Here is a 23325-nt window from a genome sequence, read left to right on the forward strand (position 1 = left end):
CGTTCTTTGCCAGATCGATACCAACGGTCGTAACCTTCATGATGGGCGTTCCCTCTGGTTAAGTGGTGGCTGACACTTCCACTTTGGCACATCGATGCCGTGCCGGGCGGGGGCGTCCATTCCATTAGCAGAGGTCGTAGTAGTCACAGGACAGGTCGATGAGGCTGAAGCTGGTGACGAAGGGCCGAACGGGAAGGAGTGTCCAGCGTCATGTCGATGCGACAGGCAATGCGTCAGATGCCCGTGCGAGCGGGGCGAGCGGGAAGCATACGCGGTGAAGCTGCGTCTATGCCCGTGAGCGACGAAGGCTGTTGCCCGCGCCATGAATCCGGGGACACGGGGTCATCGCTGCTGATGGCGGCGCTGACGAGGGAGAACCTGAAGCAGGCGTTCAAACGGGTACGGGCCAACAAGGGAGCCGCTGGCGTGGACGGTCTGGATATTGACCAGACGTCGCGCCATCTGGTGACGGCGTGGCCCGCGATCCGTGAACAGTTGATGAAGGGGACGTACCGGCCCAGTCCGGTACGGCGGGTGACGATCCCGAAACCGGACGGAGGCGAGCGCGAGCTTGGCATCCCGACGGTGACGGACCGGCTGATCCAGCAGGCGCTGCTGCAGGTGCTGCAACCGGTTCTGGATCCTGGCTTCAGCGAGCACAGCTACGGCTTCCGGCCTGGACGGCGTGCGCACGATGCGGTGCTTGCCGCGCAGTCGTACGTGCAGTCGGGTCGGCGAATCGTGGTGGATGTTGATCTGGAGAAGTTCTTCGACCGGGTCAACCACGACATCCTGATCGACCGACTGCAGAAACGTATTGGGGACGCCAGCGTGATCCGGCTGATCCGGGCGTATCTGAACAGCGGCATCATGGATGGCGGCGTGGTTCAGCAACGCGAACAGGGCACGCCACAGGGCGGGCCGCTATCGCCGTTGCTGGCCAACGTGTTGCTCGATGAGGTGGACAAGGAACTGGAGCGGCGAGGCCACTGCTTTGCGCGCTATGCCGACGATGCGAATGTCTATGTTCGTAGCCGCCGTGCTGGCGAGCGGGTGATGGCGCTGCTGCGTCGTCTGTATGGGCAACTGCGGTTGAAGGTCAACGAGACCAAAAGCGCAGTCGCCAGTGTGTTCGGTCGCAAGTTTCTGGGCTACAGCCTATGGGTAGCGTCCGGCGGTGTCATCAAGCGCAAGGTGGCGGCCAGAGCGCTGCTGGCGTTCAAACGCCGCATTCGTGAACTGACCGGCCGTAGCGGCGGGCGCAGCATGAAGGACGTGGTGGAACGGTTACGGCCCTATGTATTGGGCTGGAAGGCGTACTTCCGGATGGCGCAGACGCCACGAGTCTGGCTGGATCTGGACAAGTGGATGCGTCACCGGCTGCGTGTCATCCAGCTCAAACACTGGCGCCGCGGTCCGACCATCTACCGGGAACTGCGTGCGCTGGGCGCACCGTCCGCTGTGGCGCAACAGGTGGCGGCGAACAGCTGTCACTGGTGGCGTAACAGCGGCAAGCTCCTGAATAGTGTATTGACCCTCGCGTACTTCGATCGGCTGGGTGTGCCCCGACTCTCATAACCTCAACTTCCCGAACCGCCCGGTGCGGACCCGCATGCCGGGTGGTGTGGCAGGGGTACGGCCTCATGGCCGTCCCCTATGCCGATTGCGGGTTCCCGCTTTCTTTCGTCGCATGAACGATCGTCGCCGCTCGTCGCGCTGCCGGATGGAATAACCGGCCGTCGCCGTCCGTTTACATACCGAGTTCCGGCACCGCCGGCCGGCGGGATAATGATCGCGACGCAGCCGATCGTCCCGTCCGGCGGCACCGTGTCGCGACACGACGCCAAGGAGAACGGGAATGAAACGGATGATCTTCGCTGCCGCGCTGACGGCGGCGATCGCGCGGCCGGCGGCCGCCGAACCGCCACAGGCCGGCGACGGGAAACTGGTCGACGAAGCGCACATGACGCTGTACGTATTCGATCGCGATGCGCCGGGCAAGAGCATGTGCGACGGCACGTGCGCGGCCAACTGGCCGCCCGCGCTCGCCGACGCGTACGACAAGGCGTCGGGCGCGCTGAGCCTCGTCGCCCGCGACGACGGCAAAAAGCAGTGGGCGTACCGCGGCCGCCCGCTGTATCGCTGGAAGATGGACCACAAGGCCGGGGACGCGGGCGGCGACGGAATCGGCGGCATGTGGCACGTCGCGCGGCCATGACCGCGCGGCGACGCGCGAGGCATCCCGATGAGCTATGAGTCGGACCTGCTGGTGTGGCTCCCGCATCTCACGCGCTATGCGCGTGCGCTGACGGGCGAGCGCGCATGGGCCGACGACCTCGTGCAGGACACGCTCGAGCGTGCGCTGAACCGGCCGCCGCGCGACGGCGGCCACCTGCGCGCATGGCTGCTGACGCTGTTGCGGCACCGCTTCATCGACCAGTTGCGCGCGCGGCACGAGATCGCGGTCGACGACGCGACGGCGCCGTGGCAGACGATGGCCGCGCCTGCGGGCGCGGTCGGCGGGCTGGAGTTGCGCGACGTGCAGCGCGCGCTGTACCGGCTGCCGGTCGAACAGCGCGAGGTGCTGCTGCTGGTCGCGCTCGAGGAGTTGAGCTATCGCGATGCCGCGCAGGTGCTCGGCGTGCCGGTCGGCACGGTGATGTCGCGGCTCGCACGGGCGCGCGCGCAGATGCGCGCGTTGCTGTCGGACGCGCCGCCGGCGCACGGCACGGCCACGTTACGGGTGATCGGGAAGCCATGATGGACGATCCGCGCAAGCCTTCGAACCAGCAGGACGACGATGCGTCGGCGCAACTGCTGTCCGCGTTGCTGGACGGCGAATTGTCCGGGCACGAACGCCGCGAGATGCTCGAGCGCCTGCAGTCCGATCCGCAGGAAGCCGAACGATTTGCGCATTACCGTGCGCAGCGCGATGCGCTGAAGGCGCTGTTCCCGTTGCCGGGTGCCGCGCCCGCGTTGTTCGTGCAGCGCCGCGCGCCGCGCTGGCGCGCCGTCGCGCATGCGTTCGCGGGGCTGGCGGCCGGCCTGCTGCTCGGCGTCGCGCTGCATGCGGGCTGGGCGGCATTCGGCCGCGCACCGGCGTTCGCCGCGCGCGCCGATGTCGCGTACGCCGTGTACGCCGCCGACCGCGAGCATCCGGTGGAAGTGGGTGCGGCCGATCCCGCCCGTCTCGCCGCGTGGCTGTCGGCGCGCATCGGCCGGCCGGTACGCGCGCCGTCGCTCGACGAATACGGTTACGCGCTGCTGGGCGGCCGGTTGCTGCCCGGCGACGCGGGGCCGGCCGCGCAGCTCATGTACCAGCGCGCGGACGGCGCGCGCGTGACGCTGTACATGACCGCATACGATGCGCGCCGCCTCGCGCCGCGGGCGATGTCGGCCGACGGTCGCTACACGTATTTCTGGTCGGATCGCGGCATGGGTTATGCGCTGTCCGGCCGTGGCGACGAACGGCGTCTGCGCGAACTCGCGATCGACGCATGCGGTGCGCTGGGCGGCCCGACCGACGCGTGGAAGGGATGACGCGCGGCGCCCGCAGGGAGCAGGCAATGAAGACGGCGACGATGAAGGGGTTCGTGCTGGCGGCGTGCGTCGCGGGCACGATGCTTGCGCGAGCGCAGGGCGATGCGCCGGCGCGCGTGCCGGTCGATGCCGATGGCGTGCAGCGGGTGACGATCGTCGGCGGCAGCTATTTCTTCCGGCCCAACCACGTGATCGTCCGCGCGCACGTGCCGGTCGAGCTGACCGTATCGGCCGAACCCGGCGTCGTGCCGCACAGCTTCGAGATCGACGCGACGCCGCAGGCGGGCATCGCGGTGCATACCGAACTCGGCACGACGCCGAGAACGTTTCGTTTCACGCCGCAGCAGCCGGGGCGGTTCGCCTACTATTGCACGCACCGGCTGCTGTTTTTCGGCAGCCATCGCGCGCGCGGAATGGAAGGCGTGCTCGATGTCGAGGCGGCGCCATGATCGCCGCGTTGCTGGCCGCGAGCCTGATAGGAGCGAGCATGACAGCCGATCCCGTGACCGTCGCGCAGGCGCATTTCGACCACGTCCGCTCGTACCGCGCGACGATCCGCTCGTCGGCGCGCGACGGCGAGCACACCGAAATCCGCTACGCGTACCTGAAACCGGGCTTCGTCCGGATGGACTTCGTGTCGCCGCATCGCGGCGCGGTGCTCGCGTACGATCCCGGCGACGGCAAGGTGCGGCTGCGCCCGTTCGGCACGCATGCGCCGCCCGCGTTGACGCTGTCGCCGTCCAATCCGCTCGTGCGCGACCGCACCGGCCACCGGGTCGACCGCTCGGACGTCGGCGAACTGCTGCGCAACGTGCATGCGCTGCAGCAGGGCGGCGCGACGGTGACCGAAGGCGAGGAGGCCGTCGGTGGCCGGACCGCGCTGCGCGTGCTGGTCACGGGCGCGCCCGCGCACGCGGTCGACGGCGTGCATCGCTACCGGCTGTGGCTCGACGCCGCGGACGGTTTTCCGCTGAAGGTCATCAGCTACGCGAACGATGACGACACGCCGCTCGAAACCGTGACGCTCGACGACGTGGAGATCGACGTCGCGTTTCCCGAGCGTTTCTTCGCGCCCTGACGGCGCGCCATCCGCGTTCCTGACGCGCATGCCGGAGGCTGCATGGCGGAGTACCGGTTTTCGACGACCTGGCGGGTGGACGCGCCGCTCGCGGCGGTCTGGGACGCGATCTACCAGGTCGACCGCTGGCCCGACTGGTGGAAGGGCGCCGTGCGTACCGTCGAGCTCGAGCCCGGCGACGCGCGCGGCGTCGGCGCGCTGCACCGGTATACCTGGAAGGGCGCGCTGCCGTACCGGCTGACCTTCGACATGCGCGTGCGGCGCGTCGAGCGGCCGCATGCGCTCGAAGGCCATGCGAGCGGCGCGATCGAGGGCGACGGCCGCTGGTCGTTCGTCGCCGACGGCGCGCGCACCGTCGTGCGCTACGACTGGCACATCCGCACGCACGTGCGCTGGATGAACTGGCTGGAACCGCTCGCGCGGCCGCTGTTCCGGTGGAATCACGACGTCGTGATGCGCGAAGGCGCGAAAGGGCTCGCACGGCGGCTCGGTGCGGCCGTCGAGACGGACGGCCGGACCTTTCGGCCGCTGTCGGGCGCGGACTGCGCCGATGCGTGAGGATCGGCCCGGCGAAGCCGACTGACGGACGTGTCGCGACGGACGAAATCGGCGTCCGCGCGGTTTTTTCGATGCGATGTCAGTGGTCTTGGGAACTCCGGGCTTACCCGGTGTCCAAACGGGGCTGGATGAGATGCGCGGGCCGCACGAGCCTGCGGGCGGAGCCGGGTGTGTTCGGTTTGTCATTGTTTTAAAAGGGTTTTTTGTCGCTTTTGTCTGTTTTTCCCGCCGCGCCGCCGCCCCGAAAATTCCTCCGGTTCCCCTTCTTGAATTTGTCAAAACCCGTCCATATAATTAGCACTCGCTGCACGAGAGTGCTAACAATTCTCTGCCGGGCGATGAGCCGGGCAGATTCCCTAAGCGTTCTTCAATCTCAGTCAAGAGAGGAGTGAATATGAACCTTCGTCCTTTGCACGATCGCGTGATCGTCAAGCGCCTGGATCAGGAAACCAAGACCGCCTCGGGCATCGTGATCCCCGACGCCGCTGCTGAAAAGCCGGATCAGGGCGAAGTCCTGGCCATCGGCCCGGGCAAGCGCGACGACAAGGGTGCGCCGATCGCGCTCGACGTGAAGGTCGGCGATCGCGTCCTGTTCGGCAAGTACGCAGGCCAGACCGTGAAGGTCGACGGCCAGGAACTGCTGGTCATGCGCGAAGAAGACATCATGGCCGTGGTCAACGCCAAGTAAGCGTCATCCGACGGTACATATTCCCAAGAATTCAAGGAGTTAGAAGATGGCAGCTAAAGACGTCGTATTCGGCGATTCCGCCCGTTCGAAGATGGTCGAAGGCGTGAACATTCTCGCCAACGCAGTCAAGGTCACGCTGGGTCCGAAGGGCCGCAACGTCGTGCTCGAGCGCAGCTTCGGCGGCCCGACGGTCACCAAGGACGGTGTGTCGGTCGCGAAGGAAATCGAGCTGAAGGACAAGCTCCAGAACATGGGCGCGCAAATGGTCAAGGAAGTGGCTTCCAAGACCAGCGACAACGCAGGCGACGGCACGACGACGGCAACCGTCCTCGCGCAATCGATCGTTCGCGAAGGCATGAAGTACGTCGCATCGGGCATGAACCCGATGGACCTGAAGCGCGGCATCGACAAGGCAGTCGCAGCGGCTGTCGAAGAGCTGAAGAAGATCAGCAAGCCGTGCACGACCAACAAGGAAATCGCACAGGTCGGCTCGATCTCGGCGAACAGCGATTCGTCGATCGGCGATCGCATCGCTGAAGCGATGGACAAGGTCGGCAAGGAAGGTGTCATCACCGTCGAAGACGGCAAGTCGCTGGCCGACGAACTCGACGTCGTCGAAGGCATGCAATTCGACCGCGGCTACCTGTCGCCGTACTTCATCAACAACCCGGACAAGCAAGTCGCCGTCCTCGACAACCCGTTCGTGCTGCTGCACGACAAGAAGGTGTCGAACATCCGTGATCTGCTGCCGGTGCTCGAGCAAGTCGCGAAGGCTGGCCGTCCGCTGCTGATCATCGCAGAAGACGTCGAAGGCGAAGCGCTCGCGACGCTGGTCGTCAACAACATCCGCGGCATCCTGAAGACCGTTGCGGTCAAGGCGCCGGGCTTCGGCGATCGTCGCAAGGCGATGCTGGAAGACATCGCGATCCTGACCGGCGGTCAAGTCATCGCGGAAGAAACCGGCCTGACGCTCGAGAAGGCAACGCTGGCGGAACTGGGCCAGGCGAAGCGCATCGAAGTGGGCAAGGAAAACACGACGATCATCGACGGCGCAGGCGAAGCTGCAAGCATCGAAGCACGCGTGAAGCAAGTGCGCGCGCAAATCGAGGAAGCGACGTCGGACTACGACCGTGAAAAGCTGCAAGAGCGCGTGGCCAAGCTGGCAGGCGGCGTTGCAGTGATCAAGGTCGGTGCTGCGACCGAAGTCGAAATGAAGGAAAAGAAGGCACGTGTCGAAGACGCACTGCACGCAACCCGCGCAGCTGTGGAAGAAGGCATCGTGGCCGGTGGCGGCGTTGCGCTGATCCGTGCACGCACCGCGATCGCAGGCCTGACCGGCGCGAACGCCGACCAGAACGCCGGCATCAAGATCGTGCTGCGCGCGATGGAAGAGCCGCTGCGCCAGATCGTCACGAACGGTGGCGAAGAAGCGAGCGTCGTGGTGGCGGCAGTTGCAGCAGGCAAGGGCAACTACGGCTACAACGCAGCAACGGGCGAGTACGTCGACATGGTGGAAGCCGGCGTCGTCGACCCGACCAAGGTCACGCGTACCGCGCTGCAGAACGCAGCTTCGGTGGCAGGCCTGCTGCTGACGACGGACGCAGCTGTCGCAGAACTGCCGAAGGAAGACGCACCGATGCCGGGCGGCATGGGCGGCATGGGCATGGACATGTAATCGACTTCGGTCGACGGTGTCGGGGGCGCGCAGCGATGCGCGTTCCAGCCAAAAGAAAAGACCCGCAGCGATGCGGGTCTTTTTTTATGTGCGCGCGGTTTTCGATGCGTACGCGAGGCGGCCGGATACGCCACGCCTCAAAGCGTCGAGGCGCGGCGTGCGACGGCGGGGTCTGCCCGCCGCGTCGCGACTCAATGTCGGTGCGACGTCCTCGGCGCCGGGTCGGCCTTCACGGCCGGCGGCGTATCCGAATCGTCGTTGCTGCGCGCCCAGAAGAACCGGTCGGGCAGGTACGCGCCCATGCCGGGCCGGAACGCGTCGCGCACGGCCTGGTACAGGTATTCCTGCGCCTCGCGCACGGCTTCGGGCGGCTCTTGGCCGTTCGCGAGCAGCGCCGCGATGGCCGCGCCGAGCGTGTCGGTGATGCCCATCAGCCGGTGCGGCGAGCGATCCCACATGTCTTCGCGCAGCTGGCCTTCTTCGCCGTACAGCGTATTGACGAGCCGGTGCGAGCCGGTTTCCGACGACAGGATGTATTCGCAGCCCTGCGACAGCAGGTGCGACACGGCCGCGTCGAGATTCGGCGCTTCGGCATCGCCGTCCGGCTGGGCGAGCGCGATCAGCGTCGCGTGGTCGGCGACCAGCAGGGTGGTTTGCGGCGCCAGCAGGTCGGCGATCGATTCGCGCAGGTCGTCGGCGGCGAGCACGTGCTCGTCGTCGAGCGTGAAGTCCGGGGCGAGCACGAGCGGCACGCCGTCGTAGTCGGCGACGACTTCGGCGATCGCGCTCACGACTTCCGCACGCGTCGCCGCGCCGATCTTGAACGCGGCAACCGGCATGTCTTCGAGCAGCATGCGCGCCTGCGCGGCGACGACGTCGGGATCGAGGCCCGTGACTTCATCGCAGGCGGCCGAGTCGCGCACGGTATAGCCGGTCAGGACGGACACGCCGTGACAGCCCATGCTCGCCAGGGTCATCAGATCGGCTTGGAGGCCGGAGCCGCCGGTGGGATCGGACAGGCCGAAGGTGAGGACGATCGGAGGGGCGTTGCTGGACATGTAAAAATGGGGCAAGAGAAAAACGGACAAGCGACGGAAATGCGGACGGCGAGGCGAATGGGCTTTTTTTGCCCTGTGTTGCCCGGCAGGCCGCACTTTTCAACCATTATGCGGTGGAATCCGGCCGGTACGACGGAATTTTTAGCGCAGCGCAACGTAGTTGCCGTCCTCCAGCGCGATTGCTAGGCAGTCCGGCCCCGACACGGTACCATCATGGCTCCCGAATTTACCGACTTTTCCCCGACGCGGCTTAAGATGGAATACAAGAGCTGGATGTGCCTGATTTGTGGCTGGATTTACGACGAAGAAGCCGGGCTGCCGGAAGAGGGCATCGCCCCGGGCACGCGCTGGGAAGACGTCCCGATCAATTGGACGTGTCCCGAATGCGGCGCCCGCAAGGAAGACTTCGAGATGGTCCAGATCTGACCGGGCCGCTGGCCCACGGACACTCCGCTCAGGCCTCGCACCGGCCCGGCGCTCGCGCGCCGCGGTTCGCGCGAGCGACTTGACGATGACAGGCGCGCGTGTCCATGACGTCCGATCCGGCGAACGTTCCCCACCCTGACGCATTGCCCAACCCGCGTGGCGGAGCCGTGCGCGCGGCCGACGCGTGGCTGGCGGCGGCCGCCGACGCATTCGAGCGGCGCGATGACGCAGCGGCGCCGCTTTCCGCGGCCGCGGCCGTGCTGGCGGAAGCCGGCTGGTTGCCGGCCGCACGGTTTGCCGGGCAACTGTCGGCCGCCGTGCCGCTCGTCGCCACCGAGCCGACCTCGGCCGGCTGGCGCGCCGCACTGCGCGATTTTCGTGCGGCCGTCGGACGCCACAACCTGCGCGAGCTCGCGTGCTCGCCCGTTCTCTTCGAGCATTTCCGTGCGTTGCGCGCGCAAAGCGCCGCCGATCTGCGCACGCGCACGCCGCCCGATGCGCTCGCGCTGGTCGGCCGCGCGGTGCCGCCTGCCACGCTGCGCGCGTTGCCCGGCGCATTCGCGCCCCGGATTCGCGCCCGTTACGAGCAGGCGCTGCTCGGCGTACTGCGGGCCGAACACGGCGCACCGGGCGCCGCACTCGACGAACTCGACGCGCTGCTCGCCGCGCTCACCGACGACGGGCCGTACGATTTCTGGCGGCTCGCGGCCGCGTGTACGCGCGCGCTGCGCGCAAGCGGCGCGCCCGAGCTGAAGCGCTTTCTCGCGCGGACCAACCTGCTGCTCGGCGAACACGCGCAGGGCCGACGCAGCGCGCCGCCCGAATTGGTGCGCGAGACGGTGGCGCTGCTGTGGCGCGATTTCGCGCTGTTCGGCGCCGCGGCCGAGGACGTCGCGCTCGTCGACGTATTGCACGACTACGGATTGACGGTCGACTGGCACGTCGCCGGCACGCCCGCGTCCGAAGCGTTGTGGGAGGCCGATGCCGCGCGGGCCGAGCGCGATGCGGTCGCGGCCGCGCCCACTCGCGCGCTCGGCGTCGTGACCGTCAACGCGCATGCCTATGAGGATTTCCTGCAGACCGCCGATGCGTCGATGGCCGATCTGGCGGCCGACCCGGCCACGGCCGACGCCGGCGCCGCGTGGCACGCGTCCGGCGCGGCCTATCGGGTCGGCACGGCCGCATGCGCGCTCGGGCTCGGCCACGCGGCGCTGCTCGCCGACACGCTCGGCCTGGCGTGGCGCCGCGCGGCGCACGGCGTGCCGCTCGCCGACGGCGGCCTCGACGCGCACCGCCACGCGTCCGACATGCTGCGCGCGGCGCTCCTGAAGATCGCGGCCGGCGTCGCGCCGCCGGATCTCACCGCGGCGTCCGCCGCGCTCGGTACGGCGCTCGGCCGGAGCTGACGAACAAGGGGGCGGACACGCGACGGCGGCCCTTGTCGCGCGGGCCTGCAACACGCTGCCGACAGCGCCCGCGCGCGTGTTAGAGTGCCGTGTGATCCGCGCGCGCCGTTGCCAGCGTGGCGCGGCGTTGCTTGTTGATCGCGGCCCGGTCAGGTCGCGGCGTCTTTGCTAAAATTCAAACCATGTCAAAGCCTTCCGATCGCATCAATCTCACCAACCAGTTCCTGATCGCCATGCCCAACATGGCCGATCCGACGTTCTCGGGAACGGTGGTCTATCTTTGCGATCACAGCGAGCGCGGTGCGCTCGGCCTCGTCATCAATCGTCCTACCGACATCGACCTCGAATCGCTGTTCAACCGCATCGACCTGAAGCTCGACATCGAGCCGCTGCTGCACATTCCCGTGTACTTCGGCGGCCCGGTCCAGACCGAGCGCGGCTTCGTGCTGCACGAGCCGGTCGAGGGCGCGAGCTACAACTCGTCGATGTCCGTCGACGGCGGGCTCGAGATGACGACGTCGAAGGACGTGCTCGAGGCGGTTGCGACGGGCACCGGCCCGAAGCGCTTCCTGCTGACGCTCGGCCATGCAGGCTGGGGGGCAGGGCAGCTCGAGGAAGAAATTTCCCGCAACGGCTGGCTGACGGTCGCCGCCGATCCGCGCATCGTGTTCGACACGCCGGCCGAAGAGCGCTTCGAAGCCGCGCTCGGCCTGCTCGGCGTCAGCTCGTCGATGCTGTCCGGCGAAGCAGGGCACGCATGAGTGGCGCGAGCGCGCGCGATGCGACGCTCCTGGCGTTCGACTACGGCGAAAAACGGATCGGCGTCGCGATCGGCAACGCGCTGACGCGTTCGGCCCGCGCGCTCGTCGTGATCCAGAATTTGAACCGCGAACACCGCTTCAAGGCGGTCGGCGACCTGCTGGCCGAATGGCGGCCGGACGCGCTCGTCGTGGGCCTGCCGATGCATCCGGACGGCACGCCGCACGACATGACGCAGCAGGCGAAGCGCTTCGGCAACCAGCTGAACGGCCGCTTCGGGCTGCCCGTCACGTGGGTCGACGAGCGCTATTCGTCGGTCGAGGCCGAGGCCGGACTGCGCGAGCGCAACGTGCGCGGCCGCGCACGCACCGACATGCTCGATGCCGAAGCCGCGCGCGTCATCCTTCAACAGTATCTCGATCAATTGTCCGACCATGAGCACCATTGACGCCGAGGCGCTTTACCGCGTCCTGCTCGACCAGATCCGCGCCGCGTACGGCACGACGTTCGCCGCACCGGGCGGCCCGCGGCTCGCCGGCATTCACAGCGGCGGCGCGTGGCTCGCCGAGCGCCTCGCACGCGATCTCGGCGCACCGGCGTTCGGCGTCGTCAACGTCGCGCTGCATCGCGACGACTACGCGAAGAAGGGGCTGCACAGCCAGGCCAGCCCGACGTCGCTGCCGTTCGAGATCGACGGCGCGCGCATCGTGCTCGTCGACGACGTGCTGTACACCGGGCGCACCGTGCGCGCGGCGCTCAACGAGCTGTTCGACTACGGCCGTCCGGCCGCGGTCGAGCTCGCCGTGCTGGCCGATCGCGGCGGCCGCGAGCTGCCGGTCGCTGCGCGCTTCGCGGGCGGCGCGCTCGACGTGCCGGCCGACGCGACGCTCGTGCTCGCGCGCGACGATGCGCGATTCACGCTGCGTATCGAGGCCCAGAGCGAGTCGCACGGCGCCTGAACGACACGCGAACCGTATCCCGGGCCGCTGGTTTGCACCGCGGCCCGTTTGCATAGTTGGAATCACGCACACCATGACCACCGACACCACTGGCCGCACCGGCAATCCCGCGGCGGCCGCGAGCCCCGACCGGTTTCGCTACGGGTTCCTGAAGGGCAACCCGCAGCTCACGAAAAACGGCGAGCTGAAGCATCTGCTGTCGATCGAGGGCCTGCCGCGCTCGATCGTCAATCACATCCTCGATACGGCCGAGCAGTTCGTCAGCGTGACGGACCGCGAGGTGAAGAAGGTGCCGCTGCTGCGCGGCAAGTCCGTGTTCAACCTGTTCTTCGAGAACTCGACGCGCACGCGCACGACCTTCGAGATCGCCGCGACGCGCCTGTCGGCCGACGTGCTGAACCTGAACATCAACGCGTCGTCGACGAGCAAGGGCGAATCGCTGCTCGACACGATCAACAACCTGTCGGCGATGCATGCCGACCTGTTCGTCGTGCGCCACGCATCGAGCGGCGCGCCGTACCTGATCGCCGAGCACTGCGCGCCGCACGTGCACGTGATCAACGCCGGCGACGGCCGCCACGCGCACCCGACGCAGGGCCTGCTCGACATGTACACGATCCGTCACTACAAGCGCGACTTCACGAAGCTGCGCGTGGCGATCGTCGGCGACATCCTGCATTCGCGCGTCGCGCGCTCCGACATCCACGCGCTGACCACGCTCGGCGTGCCGGAAGTGCGCGCGATCGGCCCGCGCACGCTGCTGCCGGGCGGCCTCGAACAGATGGGCGTGAAGGTGTTCCACAACCTCGACGAGGGGCTGAAGGGCGTCGACGTGATCATCATGCTGCGCCTGCAGAACGAACGGATGAGCGGCGCGCTGCTGCCGTCCGCGCAGGAGTATTTCAAGACGTGGGGCCTGACGCCCGAGCGCCTCGCGCTCGCCGCGCCCGACGCGATCGTGATGCACCCGGGGCCGATGAACCGCGGCGTCGAGATCGATTCGCAGGTCGCCGACGGGCCGCAGTCGGTGATCCTCAACCAGGTCACGTTCGGCATCGCGGTGCGGATGGCGGTGATGGGCATCGTCGCCGGCAACAGCGACTGAGCCCGCTTTCGCGCCTCCTCGTTCAGGCATTCAACGCAATCAACGCATTCACAGACAGCGCATGAAGATTCATATCAAAGGCGGCACGCTGATCGACCCGGTCGCCGGCACCGAAGGGCAGGCCGACGTATTCGTCGCGGACGGCAAGATCGCCGCGCTGGGCAGCGCGCCCGCCGGTTTCAACGCGGACAAGACGATCGACGCGTCGGGCCTGATCGTCGCGCCCGGCCTCGTCGACCTGTGCGCGCGGCTGCGCGAGCCCGGCTACGAACACAAGGCGACGCTCGCGTCCGAGATGGCCGCGGCCGTCGCGGGCGGCGTCACGACCCTCGTGTGCCCGCCGGACACCGATCCCGTGCTCGACGAGCCGGGCCTCGTCGAAATGCTCAAGTTCCGTGCGCGCAACCTCCACCAGGCGAACGTGCATCCGCTCGGCGCGCTGACGGTCGGCCTCAAGGGCGAGGTGATCACCGAGATGGTCGCGCTGACGGAATCCGGCTGTGTCGGCTTCACGCACGCCAACGTGCCGGTGCGCGACACGCAGGTGCTGCTGCGCGCGCTGCAGTACGCGAGCACCTATGGCTACACGACGTGGCTGCGTCCGCTCGACGCGTTCATCGGCCGCGGCGGCGTGGCCGCGAGCGGCGCGCTTGCGTCGCGGCTCGGGCTGTCCGGTGTGCCGGTCGCGGCCGAGACGATCGCGCTGCACACCATTTTCGAACTGATGCGCGTGACGGGCGCACGCGTGCACCTCGCGCGGCTGTCGTCGGCGGCCGGCCTCGCGCTCGTGCGCGCGGCGAAGGCGGAAGGGCTGCCGGTGACCTGCGACGTCGGCGTGAACCACGTCCACCTGATCGACGTCGACATCGGCTACTTCGATTCGCAGTTCCGGCTCGACCCGCCGCTGCGCAGCGAGCGCGACCGCGAAGCGATCCGCGTGGCGCTCGCCGACGGCACGATCGACGCGATCTGCTCGGATCACACGCCGGTCGACGACGACGAGAAGCTGCTGCCGTTCGGCGAAGCGACGCCGGGCGCGACGGGGCTCGAACTGCTGCTGTCGCTGACGCTGAAGTGGGCGGACGAGACGCGCACGCCGCTCGCGCAGGCGCTGCGCCGCATCACGTCCGCGCCGGCCGACGTGCTGCAACTGCCGGCGGGCCGCCTCGCCGAAGGCGGCGCGGCCGACCTGTGCGTGTTCGATCCGCGCGCGCACTGGCGTGTCGAGCCGCGTGCGCTGAAGAGCCAGGGCCACAACTCGCCGTTCCTCGGCTACGAACTGCCGGCCACCGTGCGTACCACGCTCGTGGCTGGGCAGGTCGCGTTCGAGCGCCACTGAACCTCGCCGGACCTTCGCCATGATCGCCTTTCGCAAGCTGCGTCTCGTCTTTCACCTGTTGCGCGGCATGGTGATCGTCGCGCTGCGTTTTTCGCATGTCACGCCCGCGCGCCGCGCCGAGATGACGCGCCGCTGGTCGATCAAGATGCTGCGGATCTGCGGGATGCGCCTCGTCGTCCACAACGACGGCGCGCGGCTCGACGCGAGCGCGCTCGTCGTGGGCAACCACGTGTCGTGGCTCGACATCTACGCGGTCAACGCGTGGCGGCCGACGCCGTTCGTGTCGAAGGCCGAGGTGCGGCAATGGCCGGTCGTCGGCTGGCTCGCCGAGAAGCTCGACACCGTGTTCCTGCAGCGCGAGAAGCGCACCGAGGCGATGCGGATCATGCACGAGATGGCCGAGCGCCTGCGCACCGGCGGGCTGATGTGCGTGTTTCCGGAAGGGACGACGTCCGATGGCCAGGAGCTGCTGCCGTTCCATGCGAACCTGTTCCAGGCCGCGGTCTCGGCCGGCTGCGCGGTGCAGCCGATCTGCCTGATGTACGAGGACGCGAGCGGGCGACAGTCGGTCGCGCCGGCCTACACGGGCGACCTGTCGCTCGGCAAGTCGCTCGACATGGTGCTGCGCGGCGGCCCGCTCATTGCGCATCTGTACGTGTGCGAACCGATCGCGCCGGGTGGCGACCGTCGCGCGACGTCCGCGGCGGCGCGCGACGCGATCGCCGCTGCACTGGCGACGCTGCAGGAGAAGGTCGGCAAGCCGACGGCCGAATCGCTCGCCGAATTGCAGAAGCATGCGTATCCGGCGACCGAGCTCGGTGCCGGTGCGGCGGGCGAGGCGACGACCGACGCGCCCGTGCCGGGGCGCGAGGGCTGACGCGCCGCCCGGCCGGGGCCGGCCAATCAGCGTGCCGTCACTCGCCGCCCGGCGAGCGGCACGCTTCGCACTGCACCTGCGTGACGGTGCGCTGCGCCGGATCGGCCGTGAGCCGCACGGCCGACAACTGGTTTCCCCATACGCATCCCGAATCGAGCGCGACGACGTTGTCGCGCAACATCAGGCCGAGCGCGGCCCAGTGCCCGAACACGACCGTCACGTCCTCGGTGCGGCGCCCGGGCACGTCGAACCACGGCAGGTAGCCGGGCGGCGCGCTGTCGGGGCCGCCGTTCGCCTTGAACTCCATCGCGCCGTCGGGCGTGCAGAAGCGCAGGCGCGTGAACGCGTTGAACGCGACGCGCATCCGGTCGCGTTTTTTCAGGTTCGGACTCCATTGATTCGGCTCGTTGCCGTACAGGCCTTGCAGCGTGTCGCGCCAGTCGGGGGCACGGAGCGCGCGCTGGAGCTCGTCCGCGAGCTCGAGCACGAGCGTGGCGTCCCATTGCGGCAGCACGCCTGCGTGCACGAGCAGCATTCCGTGCTCCGCATGCACGAACGGGCGGTGGCGGACCCAGTCGAGCAGCGCGTCGGCGTCGGGCGCATCGAGGATCTCGCCGATGGTGTCGCCCGGGCGCTCGGTGCGCAGCCCGGCGGAAACCGCGAGCAGGTGGAGGTCGTGATTGCCGAGCACGACGGTCGCGCGCGGGCCGAGGTCGACGAGCGCACGCAGCGCGGCGAGGGAGCCGGGGCCGCGGTTGACGACGTCGCCGGCGATCCAGAGCGGCGTGTCGGCGGGGGGCGAAAGCTTTTCGTACAGCGCCTGGAAAGCGGAGTGACAGCCTTGGATGTCGCCGATGGCGATGGGGGTATGAGTCATGAGGCGACGTAGGTTCCGTGTTTCGGCTGCGTAGGAATATTGGTCGAGTTGACATTATTTCGCACAATTTTCCATGAAAAAATCTCAACGAATTGGCATAAAATTTCATGGTCAGTACGGGTTCGGAGCGCTGTATCAAGTTGTTAGCGGCATGGCTTTTGCGTGAGGCGCCTCCCTATAATTGTGCTTCTCCCCAACAAAATTAGCATTTGATGACTTTGGAGGCCATGTCGACCGGTTAAAATCCGCGGTTTGGCGTAGTAGTCACGAGTTGCCAGTGACGAGCATTTGCGAATTTGATGCGGCGAGCGCCTCGAGGGGGTTCGCCGTGTATTACTAAAGGGAGCCTCATGATCCTGGTTACGGGCGGCGCGGGTTTTATCGGTGCCAATTATGTACTCGACTGGTTGCGCGCATCCGACGAAGCCGTGCTCAACGTCGACAAGCTGACGTACGCCGGGAACCTGCGCACGTTGCAGTCGCTTGACCGGAACCCGAAACATGTTTTTGCGCGCGTCGACATCTGCGATCGCGGTGCGCTTGACACGCTGTTTGCCGAGCACAAGCCCCGTGCCGTGCTGCACTTCGCTGCGGAAAGCCACGTCGATCGCTCGATCCACGGTCCGGCGGACTTCGTCCAGACCAACGTGGTCGGCACGTTCACGCTGCTGGAGGTCGCCCGTCAATACTGGAACGGTCTGAGCGACAACGACAAGGCGGCCTTCCGCTTCCTGCATGTGTCCACAGACGAGGTGTTCGGTTCGCTGTCGGCCACCGACCCGCAATTCTCCGAAACGACGCCGTACGCGCCGAACAGCCCATATTCCGCGACGAAAGCCGGCTCGGATCACTTGGTGCGCGCCTACCATCATACGTATGGCTTGCCGACACTGACGACGAACTGTTCGAACAACTACGGTCCGTACCAGTTCCCCGAAAAGCTGATTCCGCTGATGATCGAGAACGCGCTCGCGGGTAAGCCGCTACCGGTGTATGGCGACGGCCAGAACGTGCGCGACTGGCTGTATGTCGGCGATCACTGCAGCGCGATTCGCGAAGTGCTCGCGCGCGGCGTGCCCGGCGAGACATACAACATCGGCGGCTGGAACGAGAAGAAGAACCTCGAAGTCGTCCATACGCTCTGCGATCTGCTCGACCGCGCCCGTCCGAAAGCGACCGGCTCGTATCGCGACCAGATTACCTACGTGACGGATCGTCCCGGTCACGACCGTCGTTATGCGATCGATGCGCGCAAGCTCGAACGCGAACTGGGCTGGAAGCCGGCAGAGACGTTCGAAACCGGCATGGCGAAGACGGTCGACTGGTATCTCGACAACCAGGCGTGGGCCGACGAAGTGGCGTCGGGCGAGTATCGCAATTGGGTCGAGACCAATTACGCGCAGCGCGCTTGAGGAGGGTTGCGATGGGACGTAAAGGCATCATCCTTGCGGGCGGCTCCGGCACACGGCTGTATCCGATCACGCACGTCGTCTCGAAGCAGTTGCTGCCGGTGTACGACAAGCCGATGATCTACTACCCGCTGTCGACGCTGATGGTCGCCGGCATCCGCGACGTATTGATCATTTCGACCCCGCAGGACACGCCTCGTTTCGAGGCAATGCTCGGCGACGGCAGCCAATGGGGCATGAACATCCGGTATGCGGTGCAGCCGTCCCCGGACGGTCTTGCGCAGGCATTCGTTATCGGCCGCGACTTCGTCGGCAACGATCCGTCCGCGCTGATCCTCGGTGACAACATTTTCTACGGGCACGATCTCGCAAAGCAACTCGAGCGGGCGAGCGCAAAGGATGCGGGCGCGACCGTATTTGCGTATCACGTTCAGGACCCCGAGCGGTATGGCGTGGTCGAGTTCGACCGCGAATTCCGCGCGATGTCGATTGAAGAGAAGCCGGCAAAGCCCCGGTCGAACTATGCGGTCACGGGCCTGTATTTTTACGACAGGCAGGTGTGCGACATCGCAGCTGACATCAAGCCGTCGGCGCGGGGTGAACTCGAGATCACTGATGTCAATTCACGCTACCTGGCGGCGGGCCAACTCGACGTCGAGATCATGGGGCGCGGCTATGCATGGCTGGACACCGGCACGCACGATTCGCTGATCGAGGCCGCGACCTTTATCGCGACGCTGCAGAAGCGGCAGGGGCTGGTCGTCGCATGCCCGGAAGAGATCGCCTATCGCAAGCGCTGGATTGACGCGGAGCAACTGCTGGCACTCGCGCGACCACTGGCGAAGAACGGCTACGGAAAATACTTGCAACATATTCTCGAAGATCAAGTGGCATGGCCATCCAAGTAATCGAAACGGCGCTGCCGGAAATCAAGATCATCGAGCCGAAGGTATTCGGCGACGCTCGTGGGTTCTTCTACGAGAGCTTCAACGCGCGCGAGTTCGACGAACAGGTCGCGCCCGGCGTGACGTTCGTGCAAGACAACCATTCGCGTTCGGCGAAGGGCGTGCTGCGCGGACTGCACTATCAGATCCGGCACGCGCAGGGCAAGCTCGTGCGTGTGGTCGAGGGCGAGGTGCTGGACGTCGCGGTCGATATCCGGCGCGCATCGCCGAACTTCGGCAAGTGGGTCGGCGTGCGGCTGTCGGAGCAGAACCACCGGCAGCTTTGGGTGCCGCCCGGTTTCGCGCACGGGTTCGTCGTGCTGTCCGAGTCCGCTCAGTTCCTGTACAAGACGACCGACTACTGGTATCCGGAATTCGAGCGCAGCCTGCTGTGGAACGATCCGGCACTTGGGATCGATTGGCAACTCGACGGTGAGCCGGTGCTCGCGGCGAAGGATGCCGCCGGGAAGTGCCTGTCGGAGGCCGACGTCTATGAATGACACGAAGCGGATTCTCGTTACCGGTGTTGGCGGCCAAGTCGGATTCGAGCTGGCGCGTTCGCTGCAGGGGTTGGGCCATGTCGTCGCGGTCGATCGTACCGCACTGGACTTGGCGGACCCGGACCGGATTCGTGCGGTCGTGCGCGACGTGCGGCCCGCGCTGATCGTCAATCCCGCCGCGTACACGGCTGTCGATCAGGCTGAACGCGACGAGGCGGCGGCGATGCGCATCAACGCCACCGCACCCGGGATCCTGGCGGAGGAGGCGAAGGCGCTGGGCGCCGCGCTGGTCCATTACTCGACCGATTATGTATTCGACGGCACGAAGGCGTCGCCCTATCTGGAGACCGACACGCCGGCACCGCAGAACGTCTACGGCCGCTCGAAGCTCGAGGGCGAGCGCGCGATCGCGGCGGTCGGCGGAGCGGCGATCGTGTTCCGGACGAGCTGGGTGTATGGCACACGCGGCCGCAACTTCCTCCTGACGATGCTCCGGCTCGCGGCGGAACGCCCGGAACTCAAGATCGTTGCCGATCAGATCGGTGCTCCGACCTGGGCGAACACGATCGCCGCGCTGACCGCACATGTCGCCGCGCAGGCGCTCGCGGCCGGCGACGCAGCCGCGTGGTGGACGGCCCGCTCGGGCGTCTACCACCTGACCGCTGGTGGCGAGACGTCATGGCATGGGTTCGCGTGTGCGATCGTCGAGCGCGCGTCGCTCGCGTCGCGTCCGTCGGTCATCCCGATTCCGTCTTCGGATTACCCGACTCCGGCCACGCGCCCCGCGAATTCGTGCCTGTCGAACGAGAAGCTGGCGCGGACTTTCGGACTCGCGGCGCCGGACTGGCGCGATGCACTGGAACTTTGCCTAGCCGGGATCCGGCAGGGCTGACGACGTGCCCCGGCCGGCCGATTCGGCGGGGGCATCATTGATTTGGCGTGCAACGCGGAAGGACGACGCCGACGGGCGACTGTCCCGATCATTCGAAGAATCGCCCCGTTGCCGGTTGTGAAACAGAGAGGTTGTCGTGAATTTGCTACCCATCATCCTGTGCGGCGGTGCCGGGTCCCGTCTGTGGCCCGTTTCCCGCGAAACCCATCCGAAACCGTTCATTCGTCTCGCGGACGGCGAGAGCCTGCTGCAGAAGGCCTTCCTGCGCGCGGCAGCACTTCCGGGCGCGGATGAAGTGCTGACGGTGACGAACCGCGAGCTGTTCTTCAAGACCGAAGACGAGTACCGCGAAATCAACCGCGAGAAGCTGACGACTTCGTTCATTCTCGAGCCGTTCGGTCGCAACACGGCCGCGGCCATCGCAGCGGCAACGCTGCACGCGGCGCGCGCGCATGGCGAGCAGGTGACGTTGCTCGTGCTGGCTGCCGATCACCTGATCGCCGACCAGGCGGCCTTTGCCGATGCGGTCGGCAAGGCGGTCGCATTTGCGGCGGCAGGCCGGATCGCGACGTTCGGCGTGACGCCCGACGTTCCGGAAACGGCCTACGGCTATATCGAGGCCGATGGGGACAAGGTCGTGCGCTTCGTCGAGAAGCCGGATCTCGAGCGTGCGCGCGAATATGTCGCGTCGGGCCGCTTCCTGTGGAATTCCGGGATGTTCTGCTTCACCGCCGGCACGATGCTTCGCGAGCTTGAGGCCCATTGCCCGGACGTGCTTCGCACAGTCAAGGCATGCATCGACGCGTCGCCTTCGTCGGACGGTAGCGGCGGCGCACAGATTCGCCTCGAACCGAATACGTTCGGCGCGGTGCCGGACATATCGGTCGACTACGCGGTGATGGAGAAATGTCGCGACGCGGCGGTGGTACCGTGCAGCATCGGCTGGAGCGACGTCGGCTCGTGGACTGCGCTGGGCGATCTCGCAGCGCCGGACGAGCAGGGCAATCGTGTGCAGGGCGAGGCGCTGTTGATTGACGTGAAAGACACGTACGTGCAGAGTGACGACCGCCTGATCGGCGCGGTAGGCGTCGAGAACCTGATCGTCATCGACACGCCTGATGCGCTGCTCGTCGCGTCGCGCGAGCGCGCACAGGACGTGAAGCATATCTATGCGGAGCTGAAAGCGACCGGCCACGACGCATACAAGCTGCACCGCACGGTGCACCGCCCGTGGGGCACGTACACGGTGCTGGAGGAGGGGCCACGTTTCAAGATCAAGCGGATCGAGGTGAAGCCTGGCGCGAGCCTGAGCCTGCAGATGCACCATCACCGCAGCGAACACTGGATCGTCGTGAGCGGCATGGCCAAGGTTGTCAACGGTGATCGCGAGTTCTTCGTCGCGACCAACGAGTCGACCTACATCCCGGCCGGCCACAAGCATCGCCTCGAAAATCCGGGCGTCGTCGACCTCGTAATGATCGAGGTGCAGAGCGGCGAATATCTAGGCGAAGACGACATCGTCCGCTTCGAGGACAACTACGGACGTGCGTGATATGGATGCTACCTTCGTCAACGACGACGCCGAACTCGGCAACCATACCGGCAGCGACGACCTGATCGTCGGCGTGATGGCGACGCGCGTATGGGGCACGCTCGGATGGCATGACATCCGGCAACGTTATCGCCGTTCGGTCATCGGCCCGTTCTGGTTCACGCTGAGCACCATCGTGATGGTGGCCGTGCTCGGCGCGCTGTATTCGCAGCTGCTGCACCAGGAAATTTCGAACTACCTGCCGTATCTGTCGATCGGCCTCGTCGTGTGGGCCTACATCGCATCGGTGGCGAACGAAGGCTGCACCGCATTCATCAACGCGGCCTACCTGATCAAGCAGATCCGGTTGCCGTTGACCGTGCACGTCTGCCGCATCGCGTGGCGTAACTTCGTGATCCTGCTGCACAGCCTGCCGGTCGTAATCATCCTGTTCGTGATTTTCGGCCACATGCCATCGTGGGAATTCCTGCTCGTGCCACTGGCACTGGTGATCCTGCTGCTGCACGGCGTCTGGCTCGGCGTCACGCTCGGCATCCTGTGTGCGCGCTTCCGCGATATTCCGCCGATCGTGACGAACCTGATCCAGGTCGTGTTCTTCTTCACACCGGTCATGTGGTCGCCGGAAATCCTGAAGGACCGCGCATGGGTTGCGGAATACAACCCGCTCTATCACCTGATCGAAACGGTACGGGCCCCGCTGACCGGGCGGCCGATTCTGTGGGAATCGTGGGCCTGGTCGATCGGCCTGCTGATCGTCGGGTTCGCGTTCGCCCAATACCTGATGAAGCGTTTCCGTAACCGTGTTCCTTATTGGCTTTGATTACCGTGAGTTCCTCATCGATTGTCGCTCGTAACGTATTCGTCGAATTCCCGATCTACGAGAATTCACACCGCTCGCTGAAAAAGGCGGTGCTGAATCTCACGACGGGCGGGCGGATTGGCCAAGACGCAGGCCGTCATACGGTCGTCCGCGCACTCGACGATCTGAACTTCACCTTCTCGGACGGCGAGCGCATCGGCCTGGTCGGCCACAACGGGTCCGGCAAGACGACGCTCCTGCGCACGCTGTCGGGTGTCTACGCGCCCGTGCGCGGCGAACTCAAGGTGATCGGCAAGATCGCTTCGCTGCTAGATGTGTCGATGGGCCTCGATCCGGACGCGACGGGCTTCGAGAACATCTATCTGCGCGGCATTCTCGATGGCCTGAAGCCGGCGCGCATCCGGAGCAAGATCGACGAGATCGCTGATTTCAGCGAACTCGGCGATTACCTGAACCTGCCGGTGCGGACCTACTCGAGCGGGATGATGCTGCGACTGGCGTTCGCGATTTCGACGAGCGTCGAGGCCGACATCCTGATCATGGACGAATGGCTGAGCGTCGGCGATGCCGAGTTCAGCCTCAAGGCCGCCGAGCGGCTGGAACACCTGGTCGGAAAGGCGTCGCTGCTCGTGGTCGCGTCGCACGATCCCAAGCTGGTCGAACGCGTGTGCACACGCAAGATCTCGATGGAGCATGGCAAGGTCATCGGCGACGAGCCGGTCGTCGCACCGCCACCGGAGCCGGAGTCGCCGGCAATTGAACCGCCGCCGGCCGGTAATTCCGCGGGACTGCTGCATTGAACGCGACAGCCGCCGGCGGAGGTGCTCGCTTCGCCGGTGGCCGCGCGAGAAGGTCCCCAATAC

At 66.6% G+C, this 23325-nt stretch carries 26 protein-coding genes; 24 read left to right on the forward strand and 2 right to left on the reverse strand.

Annotated elements, in window-relative coordinates; all coding sequences use genetic code 11:
* Positions 1-210: 210 nt before the first annotated feature.
* From ltrA to groL, 9 genes are all read left to right on the forward strand, one after another.
* Positions 211-1578 (forward strand): group II intron reverse transcriptase/maturase, encoded by a 1368-nt coding sequence (ltrA, locus tag H0X95_RS04600; protein ID WP_062884172.1) that lies wholly within the window; start codon positions 211-213, stop codon positions 1576-1578.
* Positions 1579-1858: 280 nt separating this feature from the next.
* The gene (locus H0X95_RS04605; RefSeq protein WP_034200933.1) at positions 1859-2218 is read left to right on the forward strand and encodes a COG4315 family predicted lipoprotein; all 360 of its coding nucleotides are present in this window, start codon (positions 1859-1861) and stop codon (positions 2216-2218) included.
* A 27-nt stretch (positions 2219-2245) separates the two neighbouring features.
* Positions 2246-2761, forward strand: coding sequence for a sigma-70 family RNA polymerase sigma factor (locus H0X95_RS04610; protein WP_006496678.1), 516 nt, complete (start codon positions 2246-2248; stop codon positions 2759-2761).
* The gene (locus tag H0X95_RS04615; protein ID WP_059721606.1) at positions 2758-3540 is read left to right on the forward strand and encodes an anti-sigma factor family protein; all 783 of its coding nucleotides are present in this window, start codon (positions 2758-2760) and stop codon (positions 3538-3540) included. Before H0X95_RS04610 ends, H0X95_RS04615 begins: the two co-directional genes overlap by 4 nt.
* A 26-nt stretch (positions 3541-3566) precedes the next feature.
* Entirely contained in the window at positions 3567-3989 is a 423-nt protein-coding gene (locus H0X95_RS04620) for a quinol oxidase (protein WP_196445897.1), read from the forward strand.
* Positions 3986-4618, forward strand: a complete 633-nt coding sequence (locus H0X95_RS04625) for a LolA family protein (RefSeq protein WP_048986303.1) — start codon at positions 3986-3988, stop codon at positions 4616-4618. Before H0X95_RS04620 ends, H0X95_RS04625 begins: the two co-directional genes overlap by 4 nt.
* Before the next feature lie 42 nt (positions 4619-4660).
* Positions 4661-5176 carry an SRPBCC family protein gene (locus tag H0X95_RS04630; RefSeq protein ID WP_048986301.1) on the forward strand — a complete coding sequence of 172 codons (516 nt, stop codon included), beginning with the start codon at positions 4661-4663 and terminating at the stop codon, positions 5174-5176.
* A 394-nt stretch (positions 5177-5570) separates the two neighbouring features.
* Positions 5571-5864 (forward strand): co-chaperone GroES, encoded by a 294-nt coding sequence (gene groES, locus H0X95_RS04635; protein ID WP_004186661.1) that lies wholly within the window; start codon positions 5571-5573, stop codon positions 5862-5864.
* A gap of 46 nt (positions 5865-5910) precedes the next feature.
* Positions 5911-7539 carry a chaperonin GroEL gene (gene groL / locus H0X95_RS04640; RefSeq protein ID WP_196445898.1) on the forward strand — a complete coding sequence of 543 codons (1629 nt, stop codon included), beginning with the start codon at positions 5911-5913 and terminating at the stop codon, positions 7537-7539.
* 191 nt (positions 7540-7730) lie between these two features.
* On the opposite strand, the gene H0X95_RS04645 is transcribed toward groL, so the two are convergent.
* On the reverse strand, positions 7731-8597 hold the full coding sequence (locus H0X95_RS04645; protein WP_012492910.1) for a hydroxymethylpyrimidine/phosphomethylpyrimidine kinase: 867 nt from the start codon (positions 8595-8597) through the stop codon (positions 7731-7733).
* Positions 8598-8852: 255 nt separating this feature from the next.
* Here H0X95_RS04645 and H0X95_RS04650 point away from each other — a divergent pair, with 255 nt between their 5' ends.
* The 8 genes from H0X95_RS04650 (at position 8853) to H0X95_RS04685 (ending at position 15468) form a co-directional block, all read left to right on the forward strand.
* Positions 8853-9023: a rubredoxin gene (locus tag H0X95_RS04650; protein ID WP_004186709.1), complete on the forward strand. Its 171-nt coding sequence runs from the start codon at positions 8853-8855 to the stop codon at positions 9021-9023.
* A gap of 104 nt (positions 9024-9127) precedes the next feature.
* Entirely contained in the window at positions 9128-10429 is a 1302-nt protein-coding gene (locus H0X95_RS04655; protein WP_124550297.1) for a hypothetical protein, read from the forward strand.
* Positions 10430-10611: 182 nt separating this feature from the next.
* Positions 10612-11190: a YqgE/AlgH family protein gene (locus H0X95_RS04660; protein WP_006491354.1), complete on the forward strand. Its 579-nt coding sequence runs from the start codon at positions 10612-10614 to the stop codon at positions 11188-11190.
* The gene (gene ruvX, locus H0X95_RS04665) at positions 11187-11636 is read left to right on the forward strand and encodes a Holliday junction resolvase RuvX (RefSeq protein ID WP_006476737.1); all 450 of its coding nucleotides are present in this window, start codon (positions 11187-11189) and stop codon (positions 11634-11636) included. Before H0X95_RS04660 ends, ruvX begins: the two co-directional genes overlap by 4 nt.
* Positions 11623-12147 carry a bifunctional pyr operon transcriptional regulator/uracil phosphoribosyltransferase PyrR gene (pyrR, locus tag H0X95_RS04670; RefSeq protein WP_006493013.1) on the forward strand — a complete coding sequence of 175 codons (525 nt, stop codon included), beginning with the start codon at positions 11623-11625 and terminating at the stop codon, positions 12145-12147. The genes ruvX and pyrR overlap by 14 nt, the downstream gene beginning before the upstream one ends.
* A 73-nt stretch (positions 12148-12220) precedes the next feature.
* Positions 12221-13252: an aspartate carbamoyltransferase catalytic subunit gene (locus tag H0X95_RS04675; RefSeq protein ID WP_006476735.1), complete on the forward strand. Its 1032-nt coding sequence runs from the start codon at positions 12221-12223 to the stop codon at positions 13250-13252.
* Between the two features lie 61 nt (positions 13253-13313).
* On the forward strand, positions 13314-14591 hold the full coding sequence (locus H0X95_RS04680) for a dihydroorotase (RefSeq protein WP_080322917.1): 1278 nt from the start codon (positions 13314-13316) through the stop codon (positions 14589-14591).
* A gap of 19 nt (positions 14592-14610) precedes the next feature.
* Entirely contained in the window at positions 14611-15468 is an 858-nt protein-coding gene (locus H0X95_RS04685; protein WP_080322916.1) for a lysophospholipid acyltransferase family protein, read from the forward strand.
* A gap of 37 nt (positions 15469-15505) precedes the next feature.
* On the opposite strand, the gene H0X95_RS04690 is transcribed toward H0X95_RS04685, so the two are convergent.
* Entirely contained in the window at positions 15506-16345 is an 840-nt protein-coding gene (locus H0X95_RS04690; protein ID WP_196445899.1) for a symmetrical bis(5'-nucleosyl)-tetraphosphatase, read from the reverse strand.
* Between the two features lie 350 nt (positions 16346-16695).
* On the opposite strand from H0X95_RS04690, the gene rfbB reads away from it, so the two are divergent.
* The 7 genes from rfbB to H0X95_RS04725 all read left to right on the forward strand — a co-directional run bounded on the left by rfbB (position 16696) and on the right by H0X95_RS04725 (position 23262).
* Positions 16696-17757 (forward strand): dTDP-glucose 4,6-dehydratase, encoded by a 1062-nt coding sequence (gene rfbB / locus H0X95_RS04695; RefSeq protein ID WP_196445900.1) that lies wholly within the window; start codon positions 16696-16698, stop codon positions 17755-17757.
* 11 nt (positions 17758-17768) lie between these two features.
* A complete protein-coding gene (rfbA, locus tag H0X95_RS04700) occupies positions 17769-18662 on the forward strand; it encodes a glucose-1-phosphate thymidylyltransferase RfbA (protein ID WP_196445901.1) in 894 nt (297 codons plus the stop codon).
* On the forward strand, positions 18647-19198 hold the full coding sequence (gene rfbC, locus H0X95_RS04705) for a dTDP-4-dehydrorhamnose 3,5-epimerase (protein ID WP_062910955.1): 552 nt from the start codon (positions 18647-18649) through the stop codon (positions 19196-19198). Before rfbA ends, rfbC begins: the two co-directional genes overlap by 16 nt.
* Positions 19191-20090 (forward strand): dTDP-4-dehydrorhamnose reductase, encoded by a 900-nt coding sequence (rfbD, locus tag H0X95_RS04710; RefSeq protein ID WP_230878147.1) that lies wholly within the window; start codon positions 19191-19193, stop codon positions 20088-20090. Before rfbC ends, rfbD begins: the two co-directional genes overlap by 8 nt.
* 136 nt (positions 20091-20226) lie before the next feature.
* Complete coding sequence (locus H0X95_RS04715) at positions 20227-21642, forward strand: mannose-1-phosphate guanylyltransferase/mannose-6-phosphate isomerase (RefSeq protein ID WP_196445902.1); 1416 nt, start codon at positions 20227-20229, stop codon at positions 21640-21642.
* 1 nt (position 21643) lies between these two features.
* On the forward strand, positions 21644-22462 hold the full coding sequence (locus H0X95_RS04720) for an ABC transporter permease (protein WP_062910952.1): 819 nt from the start codon (positions 21644-21646) through the stop codon (positions 22460-22462).
* Positions 22463-22467: 5 nt separating this feature from the next.
* A complete protein-coding gene (locus tag H0X95_RS04725; RefSeq protein ID WP_062911447.1) occupies positions 22468-23262 on the forward strand; it encodes an ABC transporter ATP-binding protein in 795 nt (264 codons plus the stop codon).
* Positions 23263-23325 lie beyond the last annotated feature (63 nt).

The sequence above is a fragment of the Burkholderia sp. 9779_493 genome, from assembly GCF_015712215.1.
Taxonomy (GTDB): Bacteria; Pseudomonadota; Gammaproteobacteria; order Burkholderiales; family Burkholderiaceae; genus Burkholderia; species Burkholderia cenocepacia.